The sequence below is a fragment of the Allostreptomyces psammosilenae genome (assembly GCF_013407765.1).
GTDB lineage: Bacteria > Actinomycetota > Actinomycetes > Streptomycetales > Streptomycetaceae > Allostreptomyces > Allostreptomyces psammosilenae.
In genome coordinates this window covers 2,426,827-2,441,669 of the sequence record NZ_JACBZD010000001.1, presented here as the reverse complement: position 1 = coordinate 2,441,669, position 14,843 = coordinate 2,426,827, and the positions used below count along the sequence as shown (strand labels likewise).

General features: G+C 76.8%; 13 protein-coding genes. 6 read left to right on the top strand and 7 right to left on the bottom strand.

What is annotated here, in order from left to right:
- Positions 1-45: 45 nt before the first annotated feature.
- A complete protein-coding gene (locus tag FHU37_RS09945; RefSeq protein ID WP_218903992.1) occupies positions 46-717 on the bottom strand; it encodes a lytic polysaccharide monooxygenase auxiliary activity family 9 protein in 672 nt (223 codons plus the stop codon).
- Between the two features lie 445 nt (positions 718-1,162).
- On the opposite strand from FHU37_RS09945, the gene FHU37_RS09940 reads away from it, so the two are divergent.
- Positions 1,163-2,083, top strand: a complete 921-nt coding sequence (locus FHU37_RS09940) for an SRPBCC family protein (RefSeq protein ID WP_179813857.1) — start codon at positions 1,163-1,165, stop codon at positions 2,081-2,083.
- Between the two features lie 114 nt (positions 2,084-2,197).
- Here the strand turns inward: FHU37_RS09940 and FHU37_RS09935 are convergent, their stop codons facing one another.
- From FHU37_RS09935 to FHU37_RS09915, 4 genes are all read right to left on the bottom strand, one after another.
- Positions 2,198-2,659, bottom strand: a complete 462-nt coding sequence (locus tag FHU37_RS09935; RefSeq protein WP_179813856.1) for an ATP-binding protein — start codon at positions 2,657-2,659, stop codon at positions 2,198-2,200.
- Positions 2,660-3,151: 492 nt separating this feature from the next.
- Positions 3,152-4,258: a Ppx/GppA phosphatase family protein gene (locus FHU37_RS27955; RefSeq protein WP_312892527.1), complete on the bottom strand. Its 1,107-nt coding sequence runs from the start codon at positions 4,256-4,258 to the stop codon at positions 3,152-3,154.
- 469 nt (positions 4,259-4,727) lie between these two features.
- Positions 4,728-5,564, bottom strand: coding sequence for a hypothetical protein (locus FHU37_RS09920; RefSeq protein WP_179813855.1), 837 nt, complete (start codon positions 5,562-5,564; stop codon positions 4,728-4,730).
- 96 nt (positions 5,565-5,660) lie between these two features.
- A complete protein-coding gene (locus FHU37_RS09915; RefSeq protein WP_179813854.1) occupies positions 5,661-6,515 on the bottom strand; it encodes a VOC family protein in 855 nt (284 codons plus the stop codon).
- A gap of 548 nt (positions 6,516-7,063) precedes the next feature.
- On the opposite strand from FHU37_RS09915, the gene FHU37_RS09910 reads away from it, so the two are divergent.
- Positions 7,064-7,621, top strand: a complete 558-nt coding sequence (locus tag FHU37_RS09910) for an HIT family protein (protein ID WP_179813853.1) — start codon at positions 7,064-7,066, stop codon at positions 7,619-7,621.
- 101 nt (positions 7,622-7,722) lie between these two features.
- Here FHU37_RS09910 and FHU37_RS09905 read toward each other — a convergent pair whose 3' ends face one another.
- Positions 7,723-9,369, bottom strand: a complete 1,647-nt coding sequence (locus tag FHU37_RS09905; RefSeq protein WP_179813852.1) for an AbeC-like domain-containing protein — start codon at positions 9,367-9,369, stop codon at positions 7,723-7,725.
- Between the two features lie 299 nt (positions 9,370-9,668).
- On the opposite strand from FHU37_RS09905, the gene FHU37_RS09900 reads away from it, so the two are divergent.
- Positions 9,669-10,070, top strand: a complete 402-nt coding sequence (locus FHU37_RS09900; RefSeq protein ID WP_179813851.1) for a thiol-disulfide oxidoreductase DCC family protein — start codon at positions 9,669-9,671, stop codon at positions 10,068-10,070.
- Positions 10,071-10,176: 106 nt separating this feature from the next.
- On the opposite strand, the gene FHU37_RS09895 is transcribed toward FHU37_RS09900, so the two are convergent.
- Positions 10,177-11,565 carry a sensor histidine kinase gene (locus FHU37_RS09895; RefSeq protein ID WP_312892526.1) on the bottom strand — a complete coding sequence of 463 codons (1,389 nt, stop codon included), beginning with the start codon at positions 11,563-11,565 and terminating at the stop codon, positions 10,177-10,179.
- Positions 11,566-11,818: 253 nt separating this feature from the next.
- Here FHU37_RS09895 and pgsA point away from each other — a divergent pair, with 253 nt between their 5' ends.
- From pgsA to FHU37_RS09880, 3 genes are read left to right on the top strand one after another with little or no spacing between them, the layout of a single operon-like run.
- Positions 11,819-12,610, top strand: coding sequence for a phosphatidylinositol phosphate synthase (gene pgsA / locus FHU37_RS09890; RefSeq protein WP_179813850.1), 792 nt, complete (start codon positions 11,819-11,821; stop codon positions 12,608-12,610).
- Positions 12,607-13,635, top strand: coding sequence for a phosphatidylinositol mannoside acyltransferase (locus FHU37_RS09885; RefSeq protein WP_179813849.1), 1,029 nt, complete (start codon positions 12,607-12,609; stop codon positions 13,633-13,635). Before pgsA ends, FHU37_RS09885 begins: the two co-directional genes overlap by 4 nt.
- Entirely contained in the window at positions 13,632-14,810 is a 1,179-nt protein-coding gene (locus FHU37_RS09880) for a glycosyltransferase family 4 protein (protein WP_179813848.1), read from the top strand. The genes FHU37_RS09885 and FHU37_RS09880 overlap by 4 nt, the downstream gene beginning before the upstream one ends.
- Positions 14,811-14,843: the final 33 nt, after the last annotated feature.

Here is a 14,843-nt window from a genome sequence, read left to right as displayed (position 1 = left end):
GGGCCGCCGGGCGACCTCGTCGTCGCCCGGCGGCCGGGGGCCGTCTCAGTTGAAGACGACGTCGGAGCAGTTGTAGAAGGCTTCGGGGCTGTCCGAGCGCTGCCAGATCGAGTAGATGATGTGGTAGCCGCTCTTGCCCTCGGGCAGGGTGGCGTTCCAGGTGTACTCGGCGCCGTCGGGGCCGCTGCCGTTGATCGGCGGGTTGGTCACCTGGTCGAACGGCACCGGCTCGAGGTCGTCCCAGCCGAGCGGCTCGTTGGGGTTCCAGCCGTCCTTGGTGACGTACTGGTACCAGGTGCCGGGGTGGGGCGCCCAGGCGTTGTACCGGAAGGTGATGTCCGCCCCGGCGGTGAGCTGCGTCTTCGGCCAGTCGGGGTGGGCGAGGCGGTAGCCGGCGAAGGTCTGCTGCGGCCCGCAGAGGTTGCCGTCCGGGATGATCTCCTGGTGCCGTCCGCCGGCGTTGCTGATCAGGTTGCCGAACCAGTTCCACAGCGGGGTCTTGCCGCTGACCGCGATGGCGTCGACGCACGCCCGGTTGGACGGGTTGAGGTCGCCGCCGCCCCAGGCCAGCCCGTCCTTGTAGCAGGCGTAGGTGCGGGTGGCCGGGAAGGTCATGCCGCCGTGCGCCTGCGCCGTCTGCGCAGGCATGACAACGCTGGCGGCGCCTGCCAGACCGGCGAGTACCGCCACCGCCTTGGTGGACTTGTTGGTCTTCACTGACGGAACTCCTCGATCGTCGCCGCGCGGAGTCCGGCGGTGGCCGACCGGGCCGACCTCGCGGCGAAAGCTTGTCGTGTTGCGATCAAGAAGGCGGGCGTGCCGGCGGGGTGCCCGCTCCGGCCTTCCGTGGACCGCCGTTCGGGCGGTCGTGACGGCCTGCCGCCGCACGGGTCGGGCGAGGACGCGGGCCCGGCGTGCGGCGGTGCGGCGGCCGTTGACTGGGAGCGCTCCCAGCGTGCGGCCCGGATGATGCCCTGTCAACCACCCGTCCCCGACCATTCGTCGCCCGGGGGCGCCCTCGTGCTGGACGGACCGCCGCGGATCGGGGAGGAATCGGACCGACTGTGCCTGCCGGGCTGGCCGTTCGCAGGAATCGCGCGCCCTCGCGGGCTGTGGTCCGATGGTACGGACCGCCCGGAAGCGCGACCGGAGGAGGACGATCGTGACCGCAACCCTCCGCACCGTGGACGGCCGCTCGGTGCTGGTCCTCGAGCGGCGGCTCCCGCACCCGCCGGAACGCGTCTGGCGGGCCCTGACCGACGCCGCCGAGATCCCCCGCTGGTTCCCGGCCGACATGGACATGGAACTCCGGGTGGGGGCGCGGATCGACTTCGTCTTCCGGGAGGGGGAGGGTCCGCCGACCAGCGGTGTGATCACCGAGCTCGACCCGCCCCGGGTGTTCGCGTACAGCTGGGACGAGGAGTCGCTGCGCTGGGAGCTGAGCCCCGGCGAGGCCGGCGACGGCTGTCTGCTCACCTTCACGCACACGTTCGACGACCGGCCCGCGGCGGCCAGCTACGCGGCCGGCTGGGACGTCTGCCTCGACGCCCTGGAACAGGACCTGGCGGGTGCCCGGCACGTCCGGCTCAGGGCCCCCGAGGACTGGGCGGAGCGCCAGGAGGTGTACGCCGTGGCCTTCGGCCTGGCGGAGGGGACCAGCGAGGAGACGCCGGAGGGCTGGCGGGTGCGTTTCGAGCGGCAGCTGACCTGGCCGCTCACGTCGGTGTGGACGGCGCTCGCCTCGTCCGGCTTCGAGGGCCCCGGGCAGGGGCCGGCCTCGCCCGCGCCGAGGGTCGGGGCTCCGCCGCCGGAGGGGTTCACCAACGGCAAGATCCCCACCGGGGCGATCGCCGAGGTGACCGAGGTCGAGGCGCCGATGCTGCTGGAGTACGTGTGGCGGGTGGGGGAGGGCGGTGTGCTGAGCCGGGTCCGCTGGGAGCTGTCGGAGGGGCCGGGCGGGGCACGCGTCGTCCTGACCCAGACCGGGCCGCCGGAGCTGGCCGACGAACGCGCCGCGGCGCTGGCCGCCTGGCGCACCCGGTTGGAGATGCTCGCCGGGCAGTTGCGGGGCGCGCTGCGCTGACGGCGTGTGGAGCGCTGACGGCGTGTGACGCGTCGACGCGCTGCGCCGCGCTGACGCGGTGTGCCGCGCCGGCGGGCGGTGCGCCACCCGCGGAGGGCGTCGGTGGGCGCCGGGTCAGACGCCCTCCCGTGGCTTCTCCGCCAGCGCCACGTGGCACCAGACCACCTTGCCCCGGCCGGGGACGGGACAGTAGCTCCACCGCTCGGCCGTGGCCGACACGATGGTGAGGCCACGCCCCTGTTCCGCCGAGCAGGAGTGCTCCCGCGCCTCCTGCGGCGGGCGCGCGTCCGGATCCCAGACCTCGACCGCCAGGTGGCCGTCGGAACGCCGCAGTCGCAGCAGCACCGGGAACGCCTCCCGGCGGCCGCGGGGCACCGACGCGTGCGAGACCGCGTTGGTCACCAGCTCACTGACGATCAGCACGACGTCGTCGGTGACCTCCTCGGTCACGCCCCAGGCGGTGAGGACGGCCCGGGTGTGCCGGCGGGCCAGCGCGGGGGCGTGCGGGGAGAGCGCGACGTTGAGCCCACTCGCGATCGGCTGACCGACCGGCTGGGCGATCGCTTGGGCGTCCACGGGGCGAACGGACCGAGTTCGTGATGTCACACTGTGAGCTAACGACAGAGAGGCGTCACGTGGCTACACACAGCAACACATGGTGTGGCGCGTTGACGGGCCCCTCGGGCCGCGTCACGGTGCGCCGACGCGTCCCGCCGGCAGACCCCCGGGCGCCCCCGATTCGGCGGTGAGCTGCGGAAACGGTGGCTCCCGGCGGCCCCGGGCCGGCCCGCCCGGAGCACCTCGCCGGACCGTCGGAGGGCGTGCTGGCCGGCGAGGCGGGGCGAAAGGTCACCCGCACGGGACTGCGCCGATCGCCTGACCCGCGTTCCCGGCGGCGCCCCGGTTCCCCGGGGCCGGTCGCCCGGCGCGGACCGGTCCCCGGCACCGCCGCGTCGTCCGCCGCGCGCCACCGGGGAGTTGACCGACAGTCCGACGTGGCCGACGAGGTGGACGCGGCCGGCGCGGAACGGGCGCCCGGCGCGAACGGGCGCGGCCCGGGGGACCGGATCAGCCGGCCATCCGGTAGTCGGCGTCGACGCCCGCCGCGGCGCCGGCCTCGGCGGCGTCCAGGAGTTCCAGCAGCAGGCCCTGGGCGGTGGACCAGGGGCTCACCCGCAGCTCGTCCACCCCGCAGGCCGTCATCAGGGCCTCGGCGACCAGGGCGGCAGCCAGGGACTGCTCGGCGCGGTGCCGGGAGATGCCCGGCAGCTCGGCGCGCCGGTGCGCGGGCGTCGCGGCGAGCACCGGAATCCAGTGCCGCAGCTCCTCCAGGCGCAGCCGGTCCGCTCCGTCCGCCGCCCGTCCGCAGCCCTCCCGGAGCAGGCGCTCGGCGCCGCCCGCGCCCTTGCCGCCGGCCCGCGGCTTCCGGGGGCGGCGATCCCCGCCACGGCGACGGCCGGGGCGGGCCGAGCCGTCACCGCGGAGCGCCGGGCGGCCGTTCGCGGTCAGCCGGGCCAGCTGCTGGAGCGCCTTGGAGCAGCCGACCGGCAGCGCGGTTCCGTCCGCCCGGGGCAGCGACGGCACGGCCGTCAGCGTCTGCGCCAGGTGCTCGCGGACCGCGGCCACCCGCCGCGCGGTCACCGGCCCCTCCCGGAACCAGTCCAGGGTGATCCGCCGGGCGCCCAGCGGCAGCGAGAGGGCGATCGCCGGTCCCACAGCCCCGCCGGGTCGGCAGCCGTAGGAGCCGCCGCCCGCCGCGATCTCCACCGTGCCGCCGCCGATGTCCAGCAGCAGCATCCCGCCGGCGGGCGAGTCGAACCAGCGCCGGGCGGCCACGTAGGCCAGCCGCGCCTCCTCCTCGCCGTCCAGGAACCGCAGGTGCGTCCCGGTCTCCCGGGCGACCACGGACACCACCTCGTCGCCGTTGGGCGCGTCGCGGATCACCGAGGTGGCGAAGGGGAACAGCCCGGGGGGAGCGACCTCGCGGGCGGCCCGCAGCGCCTCGGCCACCCCCCGGCGCACCTCCCGCACTCCGGGCGGGCGGATGCGGCCGGAGGCGTCCACCCGCTCGTGCAGCCGCAGCCGCACCTTGTGGGTGAACACCGGCCGCAGCGGGGTGCTCGGTCGGCGTTCCACGACCAGCAGGGAGGCGCTGTGGCACCCGACGTCCAGCACCCCCGCGACGGCGCCCGGGGCACCGTGACGATCCCTCGTGCTCCTCTGCCCTCGCCCCATCGCGCTCCCTTCGTCCTGTCCCACGGCGGGCCCGGATACGTGTCCTATGCCGCTGCCCGGTTCGCCGACCGGCAAACCCGGCTTGGTCTAGACCGATCCGGTGTGCGCCCCGGCGCGCCCACCCAGGTGGCAGGGGTGCGCGGCCGGCGGACACCTCCGCGCTGACCAGCCGTCACGCCCCCGCACCGGGCCCGCTGGGCGGGGCGCCGGCGGACGGAGCGGTGCGGGCCGGGTGGTGGTGACGCCTCGCCCGCCGGCTGGGGCACGTTCCCCCAGCCGCCCCGGGCGAGGACGGGGCGCGCGCCGCCCGCGAACGGCGCGCGGCCGGCGCGCGTGGGGCGGACGGCTCCGCCACGCGCCTCCCGGCGGGGGCCGCCGGGTACGGCCCCGAGCGGTGCGGCGGCCGTGATCAGGCGGCGGGTGCCGCCTCCGGGGCGAACGCCACCGGGCTGCCGGGCAGCGCCGGCCGGCCCGCCCCGCCGGGGCCCGCCGGGGCCCCGGGAGCGCCGGGGGCACCGGGCGGGGCCGGCCGCTCCGTCTCCCCCGGGGGCGCCGGGGCCCCGGGCGGGCTGCCCGGATCTCCCGGGCCGCCGGGCTCCGGCGGCGTGCGCACGTTGCTGACCGCCTGTTCGAACAGCAGGTCGCTCGGGTAGGCCGCCGAGGTCAGGTGGACCAGCATCACGTAGACGCCCGCGTCCCGCCCGACCATCAGCCGCACCTCCTCGTCGGTGCCCTCCAGGACGCCGGTCACCCCGAAGGACTCCTCACCGACCTCCGGCAGGTCCATCGCGGTCAGCTCACCGACCGTCAGCCCTTCGGCGGGGCTCCAGCGCGGACACTCCCGCAGCATCCGGTCGCCCAGTGCCTCGAAGGCGGCCAGCGTCGCCTCCGCGTCGGAGGGCACCAGCACCGCCTGCAGCAGGGTCTCGTCGTAGGCGGCGCTGGAGTAGGCGGCCGCCGCCTCGTCCCGCACCTCGGGTTGGAAGCCGTCCAGCGGCGCGCAGCCCGTGGCGCCGCGCCCGCCCTCGAACCGCAGGTTCGCCGGGTCCCGCATCATCCGGCCGTCGGTGATCCGGGAGACCTGCTCGTCGGTGAGCAGCACGGCGTCGGGGCTGGGCTGGTCCGCCGTGGGGGGCTCGGCCGCCGCGGCCCCGGGAGCCCGGGCCGGGGCCCCGAGGGCCACCGCGGCGGTCAGCAGCAGGGCGACGGCGGCCCCGGCCGAACAGGTGCGCTGCGAACGGTTCATGAGCCACCACCCAACGGTTGCCGTTCGGACCGCGAGGGCCCGAGCGTGGTTCGGTACGGCCGCGCCGGCCCGCACGGCGGGGGGCGCTGCGGAGGGTCAGGCAGCGGAGGCGGGCTCGCTGCGGATGATCGAGAAGCCGGCCCCGAACGGGTCCTGGAGCACGGCGAAGGTGCCCACGCCCTCGATCGGTGTGGGCGGGACCAACACCTCGCCGCCGTCCTGCCGGGCCCGGGCCGCGACCGCGTCGCAGTCGGTGACCTCGAAGTACAGCAGCCAGTGGCTGGGCACCCGCGCCGGCCAGCTGTCGTCCATGGTCATCAGGCCGCCGAAGGACAGGTCGGGTTCCGGCTGCCCGGCGCCCCCGCCCGCCTCCCCCCGGGCTTCCGTCACACCCGCGGCGGCTCCGGACGCCGGCAGGAACACCGAGTAGGTCTGCCCGTCCGGCATCGGCGTGACGTCGACCCGCCAGCCGAACACCCGCTCGTAGAAGGTGCGGGCCCGCTCCGGCTCACGGGTGTTCAGCTCCACCCAGCACAGCGCGCCGGGCTCGCCGACCGCCCCGACGCCGTGGAAGGAGCCCGGCTGCCACACGGCGAAGTCGGCGCCGACCGGGTCGGTGAACTGCGCCATCCGCCCCTGGTCGAAGACGTCCATCGGCCCGGACCGGACCGCGCCGCCGGCGTCCCGCACGGCCAGCGCCACCGCCTCCACGTCCCGCACCCGGAAGTACAGCGTCCACCCGCTGCGGGCGCCCTCCTCGGTCAGCGGCCCCAGCGCGGCCACCGGCCGGCCGTCGGGCAGGGTGAGGAAGGTGTAGCCGCCGGCCTCGGCGCCGGCCGAGTGGGCGCGCCAGCCGAACAGGGCACCGTAGAACGCGGCGGCGGAGTCGGTGTCCGTGGTGCCGAGGTCCGCCCAACACGGGGCGCCGGGGACGGGGTCGGTGGTCAGCACGACGAACTCCTTCCGGGGGCGCCGGACGGCCCCGCGCTCGGCGTTCGGACGGGCCGGCGGTCCGGCGCGGTCCGGCCGGGTGGGCCGGTCGGGAGCCCGTGGTGGCCTCCCTGTCCGCCATGCTGCGGCCGGTCCCCGGAGCGGGCAACTCGTCACCCCGCCGGCGCGATCCCCGGCGCCGTCGCCGCCGCGACCCGACGGCCGGCCGGTCCGGCGGGCCCGTCGACGGCGGCCGGCGGTGCTCCCCTGAGGAACGGGCGCGGCCCCGAGGGGCGCGCCGCACCCCCGCTCACCAGGCACTGGGCGGCTCCACCCGGGCGGGTCGGCCGCGCGCCGGCGGGGGAGCCGCGGCGGGCGCCGCGGTCTGTGACGTCCCACCCGGCGGTGACCGGGTGCGGCCACCACCGCACGGTCCGTGGACGGCTTCGGGCCGTGGCGGCGCGGCGGGAGCGCGCCGGCCGGTCCACCGAACGGGGGTATCCGCGCGGTCCGGCCGGCCGGGGGCAGCACGGCGGACGTCCCCGAGTCGGGCGCGAGCGGCCCGCCGTATGCTGCGCGGTATGACGGACGCGGAGATGGAGCAGCACGGCGTCGGCCTGCCCGACGAGTTCGAGCGCCTGTGGACCCCGCACCGGATGGCCTACATCCGGGGCGAGAACAAGCCCACCGGCCCGGCCGAGGACAACTGCCCGTTCTGCTCCATCCCCGGCGGCACCGACGGCGACGGCCTGGTGCTGGCCCGTGGGGAGCGGGTCTACGCGCTGCTGAACCTGTACCCCTACACCAGCGGCCACCTCATGGTGGTGCCCTACCGTCACGTCGCCGACTACACCGACCTGGACCAGCCGGAACTGGTCGAGCTGGCCCGGTTCACCCAGGACGCGATGACGGCGCTGCGCAGGGCGGCCGGCGCCCACGGCTTCAACATCGGCATGAACCAGGGCTCCGTGGCCGGCGCGGGCATCGCCGCGCACCTGCACCAGCACGTCGTGCCGCGCTGGGGCGGGGACGCCAACTTCATGCCGGTGATCGGCCACACCCGGGTGCTGCCGCAGCTGCTCCAGCAGACCCGCGAACTGATCGCCGCCGCCTGGCCGAAGCACTGACGGCGCGCTGCCGGCGGGCTCGCGGCCGCGGGGGCCCCAGCGGCGGGCCCGAGCCGTGGGGCCCGAGCCGTGGGGCCAGAGCCCGCCGCCCGGCCGCGCGACTAGAGCACCACCGTGTCCGGGGTGCCCGGGGTGATGCTCTGCATGGTGCCGTTGACCACGCCCAGACGGTCCACGAACGGCGTGACGTCCACGTTGTGGCTGCGCAGCACCTGCACCACGCCCTCCAGCACGGCCCGGACGACCGGTGCCACGCTGCGCTCCACGTCGTCGGCCATGAAGCGGTTGCCCGCCGGTGAGGTCGCCCAGGCGTGCCGGAGGCCGAACGGCTCCGGCAGCGGCAGCCGGCCGCCCAGCCAGTCGCGGATGTGCGGCGCCCAGAATAGCGTGGCCCGCACACACAGCCGGATCACCTCGTCCCAGGTGACGATCGGCAGCTGCACCTTGCGTTCTTTCCAGGGCCGCAGGCCGTCCGGCACGGTCTTCTCCGGCACGGCCGGCGCGGTCGTGAACAGCCCGTGCACCGGGCCGAGCACGTGCAGGCTGACGTCGATCCGCAGGGTGTCGTGCAGCCGGCTCACATGGGTCAGCAGGGTGACCACCAGCTGCCCCTTGAACAGCTGGTACTGGGTGGCCACGTAGTGCCGCGGACCGCCGCCGAACCGCTGCTCGTTGCAGGCCGCCTGCAGGCCGGCGTTGGAGATCCGGTAGCCCTGCACGTCCGTGCTCTTGGGCCGGGTGACCTCGCCCGCCCCCGCGCCGATGCTCTCCACCAGCCAGTCCTCCACCTCCGGGCGCGGCGAGTCGCCGACGATGAAGGGGGTCTGCCGCAGGTCCGCCAGCCGCTGCTTGATCGCCGTGGTGAGGTCCCAGGTCTGGAAGGGGAGCACGCCGCGGTCGTCGGCCGGCCGGATCCGCTCCGAGACCGTCCAGTACCCCCGGCGCGGACCCACCCCGAGGATGCCCTTGTCGCCGGCGTAGTACATGTAGTTGGTGCGCTGCTCGGCCTCGACGGCCTTGAGCTCGGCCGCCGCCCGACTCGCCCGGTCGCCGGGCTGCGTCGGCACCGTCGTCGGGGTGGTGGAGCCGACCAGCGAACCGTCCAGCAGGCCCTTCCAGCGGGCGCGCAGCTGCTGGCTGGAGCGCAGGCAGACCCGGTGGGCCAGCAGCGCGCCCAGCACCGGGGCCAGGGTCACGAACCGGGCGTACCAGCTGAGCGGCCCGGTGAACGGCGGGACCAGCAGCAGCACCGCGGTCAGGCCGATCATGGCGACCATCGGCAGCTGCCGGAGGAAACCGCCGCCCGCCTGCGAGGCGTCTCCCCGGCCGGTCATCGCGCGCAGCTGGAAGGCGCCGAGCCACAGCAGCGCGCCGGGCAGGAACAGCACGCCGAAGACCAGCATGATCGCGGCGAGCTGGCCGTCCCGGCGGCGCCGCTCCGCGATCGCCGACAGGCAGTGCCCGAGCACGATCTCCGGGTTGACGCCCGGGGCCTGGATCAGCGGTTTGCGCCCGGCGCCGAGCATCCGGCCGGTCACCGCCACGCTGAACGCCTCGCCCATGTTCGGCCGCATCAGCCGCCAGCGGTTCTTGTAGCCGCCGGCCAGGTTCTCGTGCAGCCCGACGACCGCGGTGACCGGGTCGTCGTGGTAGGCCCCCGCCGCCAGCCCCTGCGCCGCCGCGGAGAGCGCGGCGGTCGTGGACAGCGGTACCTGCGGCCCGGGAGTCATGTCGAGCGTGTCGGCCACCGTGCCCCCTTCCGCGGACGCGGCCGTCCGCCCGTTTCCCCAGGGTAGCGGGACGCGGTGACAACGCGACAGATATCCGGCGGATGACCCCGCCCCGTGCCGTCGGGCAGTCAGGTGTTCGACGGGGGCGGACCGTCGCGCGCAGGGGCGCGCCCCCACCGAGCCGCCGAGCGGCGCCGCGCCCGGGCGTCCGTGGTCTCCGCGGGCCTTCCGCCGGGCGCGCCGCCGCCCCGGCCGGTGTGCCGGGGATCACCGCCCCGGGTCGGTGTCGGCCGCCGGCGCGGAGGCATGATCGGGGCATGCGATCCCGACCCGTGCTCGTCTACGACGGCGACTGTGGTTTCTGCACCCGCGCCGCGCGCTTCGCCGAGGCCCGCGTCCGTCCCGATGCGGAGATCACGCCGTGGCAGTTCACCGACCTCGCCGCGCTGGACGCCGGCCGCGGCCTGGTCACCGAGGAGCGCGCCCGCCACGAGGTGCTGTGGGTGGCCACCGACGGACGGGTGTACGGCGGCGCCCAGGCGGTGGCCCGGGCGCTGCTCGCCGGCCGTGCCGCCCGGCGCGCCTGGGCGGTGCCCGGGGCCCTGCTGACCCTGCCGCCGATCCGCTGGGCGGCCGCCGGCGTGTACCGGCTGATCGCCGTCAACCGGCACCGGATGCCGGGCGGCACGGCGGCCTGCGCCCTGCCCCCGCGCGCCTGAGCCCCCGCGCGCCTGGGCCCCGCGCGCCAGAGCCCCCGCGCGCCTGGGCCACCGCCCCGACCGCCGCCCGGGAAGCTCGGGCCCCGGCGCCCTCCGGCCCCGAAGCTCAGGCCCCGGTCGCCCGGGCCGCCCCGGTCTCCCGCGCGGACGACCCCCGCGACCCGGCCTGGCCGGTCTCCCCGCGGGGCTGCTCGGGCGCCCCATGCGCCGCGGGCTCCGCCCGGGCGGGCTCGGGCTCCGTGCCGGCCGCCACCACCGGCAGCATCGCCACCACCTCCCAGCCGCCGTCCGACCGGGGCCCGGTGTGCAGCGAGCCGCCGATCGCCTCCACCCGCTCGCGCAGACCGACCAGCCCGAACCCCCCGCCCCGGCCGCCGAACGGCACCCGCGGACCACCGGCCCGCCCGGGGGAGGAACCCAGCACCACCCCGGCGGCGCGCCCCAGCAGCCCCCCGGAGTCCTCCCCGGGCGGGGCGTTGCGCACCGTCACCTCCAGGCCGCCCGGCCGCGCCAGCACCGAGACCTCCACCGAGGCCGCGTCCGGCGCGTGCCGCCGCACGTTGGTCAGCGCCTCCTGCACCACCCGGTGCGCCGAGGTCGCCACCTCGGGCGCCAGCCGGGCCGCCCGGGCGGCGTTGGAGATCTGCAGGGTGGTGGGCGGACCGCTGCGCTGGAACCCCTCCACAAGCCCGGCGATCTGCTCGAGCCCGTCCGGCGGGCGCCGCGCGGCCTCCTCCTCGCGCAGCACCCGCACCAGCTGCCGCATCGAGGCCAGCGCCTCCACCCCGGACTTCTCGATGTTGTCCAGGATCGGGCCGACCTGCTCCGGCGCCGTCTCGCTGACCACCCGCGCCGCCTGCGCCTGCACCACGATGCCGGTGACGTGGTGCGCCACGAAGTCGTGCAGGTCCCGGGCCAGCTCCAGCCGCTCCCCGTACCGCGCCCGCTCCACGAGCTGCCGGCGCCGCTCGTCCAGCACCCGCCAGTAGCAGCCCAGCCCGACCGCCGCGCCGGCCACGAAGGTCAGGAAGAAGGTGACGCCGAAGGCCAGCGTCGGGTGCCCGGACCGCCACGGCAGCGCCAGCACCGTCAGGAACAGCAGGCCGGTCAGCGCCACCGCCAGCCGCGGCGGGGCCACCCGCCGCGCCGTCGGCACCAGCAGGACCACCAGGCAGGCCGTCTCCAGCAGCCCCCATCCGCCGGCGTCGGGCGGCGTCGGCCGGGCCCACGCCATCCCGGTGACCACCCAGGACAGCCCCAGGGCCAGCCAGGCGCGCCGGGCCGGCGTCGGCAGCGTCCGGCGCGGCAGGAACAGCGGCAGCAGGAACAGCGGGGCGGTCGTCACGAACAGCGGGCGCAGGCTCCCCTCCGACGCGCCGACGTCCACCATCCAGAAGCCGCCGAAGAAGAGCACGCGTGCCGTGACCAGACCGATCCGGCGCAGGCGGTCCAGGAGCCGGATGAGGCGCAGCAGGCGAGGTCGGTCCGTCGTCACGCCCGCCAGGGTAGGCCCCGGCCGCCCGTCGCCCCCACTCGGTTGCGCCCCGCCGGCCCCGGCCGGTTCCGCCCGTGGCCCGGTCCGTTCCGCCCGCCGGCCGCGGCCCGCTCGGTCCGCCGGCCGCGGCCCGCTCCGCCCGCCGGCGACGGCCGGGACGCTCCTGCGACCGGGCGCCCGGTCGCGGGTCGCTACGATGGCCCCGCCGGTGGCCGCAGGGGCCGCGCGGCCCGTACCGACCGTCGGGAAGGCCATGCTCAACAAGTACGCGCGGGCGTTCTTCACGCGCGTCCTCACCCCGATCGCCTCCGTGCTGCTGCGCGCCGGCATCAGCCCGGACGTCGTCACGCTCGTCGGTACCGCGGGTGTGGTGGCCGGGGCCCTGGTGTTCTATCCGCGCGGCGCCTTCTTCTGGGGCACCGTGGTGATCGCGCTCTTCGTGTTCTCCGACCTCGTCGACGGCACCATGGCCCGGCTGTCCGGCCGCTCCACCAAGTGGGGCGCCTTCCTGGACTCCACCCTGGACCGGGTGGCCGACGCCGCCGTCTTCGGCGGCCTGGCCATGTGGTTCGCCGGCGAGGGCGACAACCAGATGATGGTCGCCCTGGCGCTGTTCTGCCTCGCCAGCGGGCAGGTCGTCTCCTACACCAAGGCCCGCGCCGAGAGCCTCGGCCTGCGCTGCGACGTCTCCGGCCTGGTCGAACGGGCCGAGCGCCTGGTGATCTCGCTGGTCGCCACCGGGCTGGCCGGTCTGCACGACTTCGGCGTGCCGTGGGTCGACTGGCTGCTGCCGATCGCCCTGTGGCTGCTGGCCGTGGGCAGCGCCATCACCCTGGTGCAGCGGATGACCGCGGTGCGCCGCGACGCCCTGGGCGGCCCCGCGGCCGGCGGGGCGGACGGCACCGGCCGCGCCGGCCAGGCGCCCCCCGGCGACCCGGCCCCGCCGGACGGCGCGGGCGGCCCGGACGGCCTGGCCCGGACCGGCGGCACCGTCCCGACCGCGGTGGCCCACCCCCGCCCGCACGCCGAGGGCGGCACCGCGTGACGCCCGGCGGCCGCCGCCCGGGCTCGGAGTCCCTCGCGGAACGGTTCAGCTACGCCGCGTACGCCACCGGCTGGGCCACCGTGCGCCGGGTGCCGCGCCCGGTCGCCGACGCCACCTTCCGCGCCGTCGCCGACGCCGCCTGGCGGCGCGACGGCCAGGGGGTGCGGCAGCTCGCCGCGAACCTGCGCCGGGTCCGCCCGGACGCCGGCCCGGAGGAACTGCGGCAGCTGACCCGCCAGGGCATGCGCTCGTACATGCGCTACTGGATGGAGTCCTTCCGGATGGCCTCCTGGAGCCGCCGGCAGATCCTGGACGCCGTCGAGGTCGACGGCATCGAGAACCTGCTGGCCGCGCTCGACTCCGGACGCGGCGCCGTCGTCGCCCTGCCGCACATGGCGAACTGGGACCTGGCCGGCGCCTGGATCGCCACCCGCGGCCACCGCTTCACCACCGTGGCCGAGCGGCTGCGCCCCGAACGGCTCTTCGAGCGGTTCGTGGCCCACCGGGAGGGCCTCGGCATGGAGGTCCTCCCGCTCACCGGCAACGGACGCGACACCATCACCACCCTCGCCCGGCGGTTGCGCGAGGGCCGGCTGGTGTGCCTGCCCGCCGACCGCGACCTCGGCGCCAGCGGCGTGCCGGTGCGGTTCTTCGGCGAGGAGGCCCGGATGCCCCCCGGCCCAGCCTCGCTCGCCCGGCAGACCGGCGCGGCGCTGCTGCCCGCGACGCTCTGGTACGACGGCCCGCTGATGCGCTGCCGGGTGCACCCCGAGGTGACCGTGCCCGAGCCGGGCACCGCCCCCGGGAGCGGCGACGGCGCGGCCCCGGCCGGCGCCGGCGCGGCCCGGCGGGCCCAGGTCGCCGCGATGACCCAGGCCATGGCCGACGCCTTCGCCGAGGGCGTCGCCGCGCACCCGCAGGACTGGCACATGCTCCAGCCGCTGTGGAACGCCGACGTCGCCACCAGGGCCGCCCGGCGGGCCGGCGCGGCCGACCCCGGCCAGGAGGGGACCCCCGCCCGATGAGGATCGGCATCGTCTGCCCCTACTCCTGGGACGTCCCCGGCGGGGTGCAGTTCCACATCCGGGACCTGGCCGAGCACCTGATCGCCGGCGGCCACGACATCTCCGTGCTGGCCCCCGCCGCCGACGACACCCCGCTGCCGGACTACGTCGTCCCCGCCGGCCGGGCCGTGCCCGTCCCCTACAACGGCTCCGTGGCCCGCCTGCGCTTCGGTCCGTGGTCCGCGGCCCGGGTGCGCTCGTGGATCCGCCGCGGCTCCTTCGACGTGCTGCACATCCACGAGCCGGCCACCCCCAGCCTCTCCCTGCTGGCCTGCTGGGCCGCCTCCGGGCCGATCGTCGGCACCTTCCACACCTCTAACCCGCGCTCGCGCGCCATGGTCGCCGCCTACCCCATCCTCCAGCCCGCCCTGGAGAAGATCAGCGCCCGGATAGCGGTCAGCGAGTACGCCCGCCGCACCCTGGTGGAGCACCTCGGCGGCGACGCCGTGGTCATCCCGAACGGCGTCGACGTCTCCTTCTTCGCCTCCGCCGAGCCCGAGCCGGCCTGGCTCGGGCGCAGCCGCGGCGGCACCGGAGGCCCCACCATCGGCTTCATCGGCCGCATCGACGAACCCCGCAAGGGCCTGCCCGTCCTGCTGGAGGCGCTCCCGGCCATCCTGCGGGCCTTCCCGGACGCCCGGCTGCTGGTGGCCGGCCGCGGCGACGCCGACGACGCGGTGCGCGCGCTGCCCGCGGCCGTCCGCGAGCGCGTCGAGTTCCTCGGCATGGTCAGCGACCGGGACAAGGCCCGGCTGCTGCGCAGCGTGGACCTCTACATGGCCCCCAACACCGGCGGGGAGAGCTTCGGCATCATCCTGGTCGAGGCGATGTCCGCCGGTGCCCCGGTCCTCGCCTCCGACCTGGACGCCTTCCGGCAGGTGCTCGGCGGCGGCAGCGCGGGCGAGCTGTTCACCAACGAGGACCCCGGGGCGCTGGCCGCCGCCGCCGTCCGGCTGCTCGGCGACCACGCCCGGCTCACCGCGCTCGGCGAGGCGGCCAGCCGGCACGTCCGCCGCTTCGACTGGAGCACCGTCGGCCAGGACATCCTCGCCGTCTACGAGACGGTCGCCGCCGGCGCGGCGGCCGTCGCCGCCGACGAACGGACCGGCCGCCCCGGCCGGCCGGTGGGGGAGTGAGGCGGGCGTGCGCACCCCGGACCCCACCCCCGC

What these genes read in the sequence shown, in the direction of transcription:
- FHU37_RS09910 (WP_179813853.1), top strand. Translation starts at nt 7,064, where the DNA reads ATGCTGCGCGGTATGACGGACGCGGAGATGGAGCAGCACGGCGTCGGC.
- FHU37_RS09920 (WP_179813855.1), bottom strand. Translation starts at nt 5,564, where the DNA reads ATGAACCGTTCGCAGCGCACCTGTTCGGCCGGGGCCGCCGTCGCCCTG.
- FHU37_RS09900 (WP_179813851.1), top strand. Translation starts at nt 9,669, where the DNA reads ATGCGATCCCGACCCGTGCTCGTCTACGACGGCGACTGTGGTTTCTGC.
- pgsA (WP_179813850.1), top strand. Translation starts at nt 11,819, where the DNA reads ATGCTCAACAAGTACGCGCGGGCGTTCTTCACGCGCGTCCTCACCCCG.
- FHU37_RS09880 (WP_179813848.1), top strand. Translation starts at nt 13,632, where the DNA reads ATGAGGATCGGCATCGTCTGCCCCTACTCCTGGGACGTCCCCGGCGGG.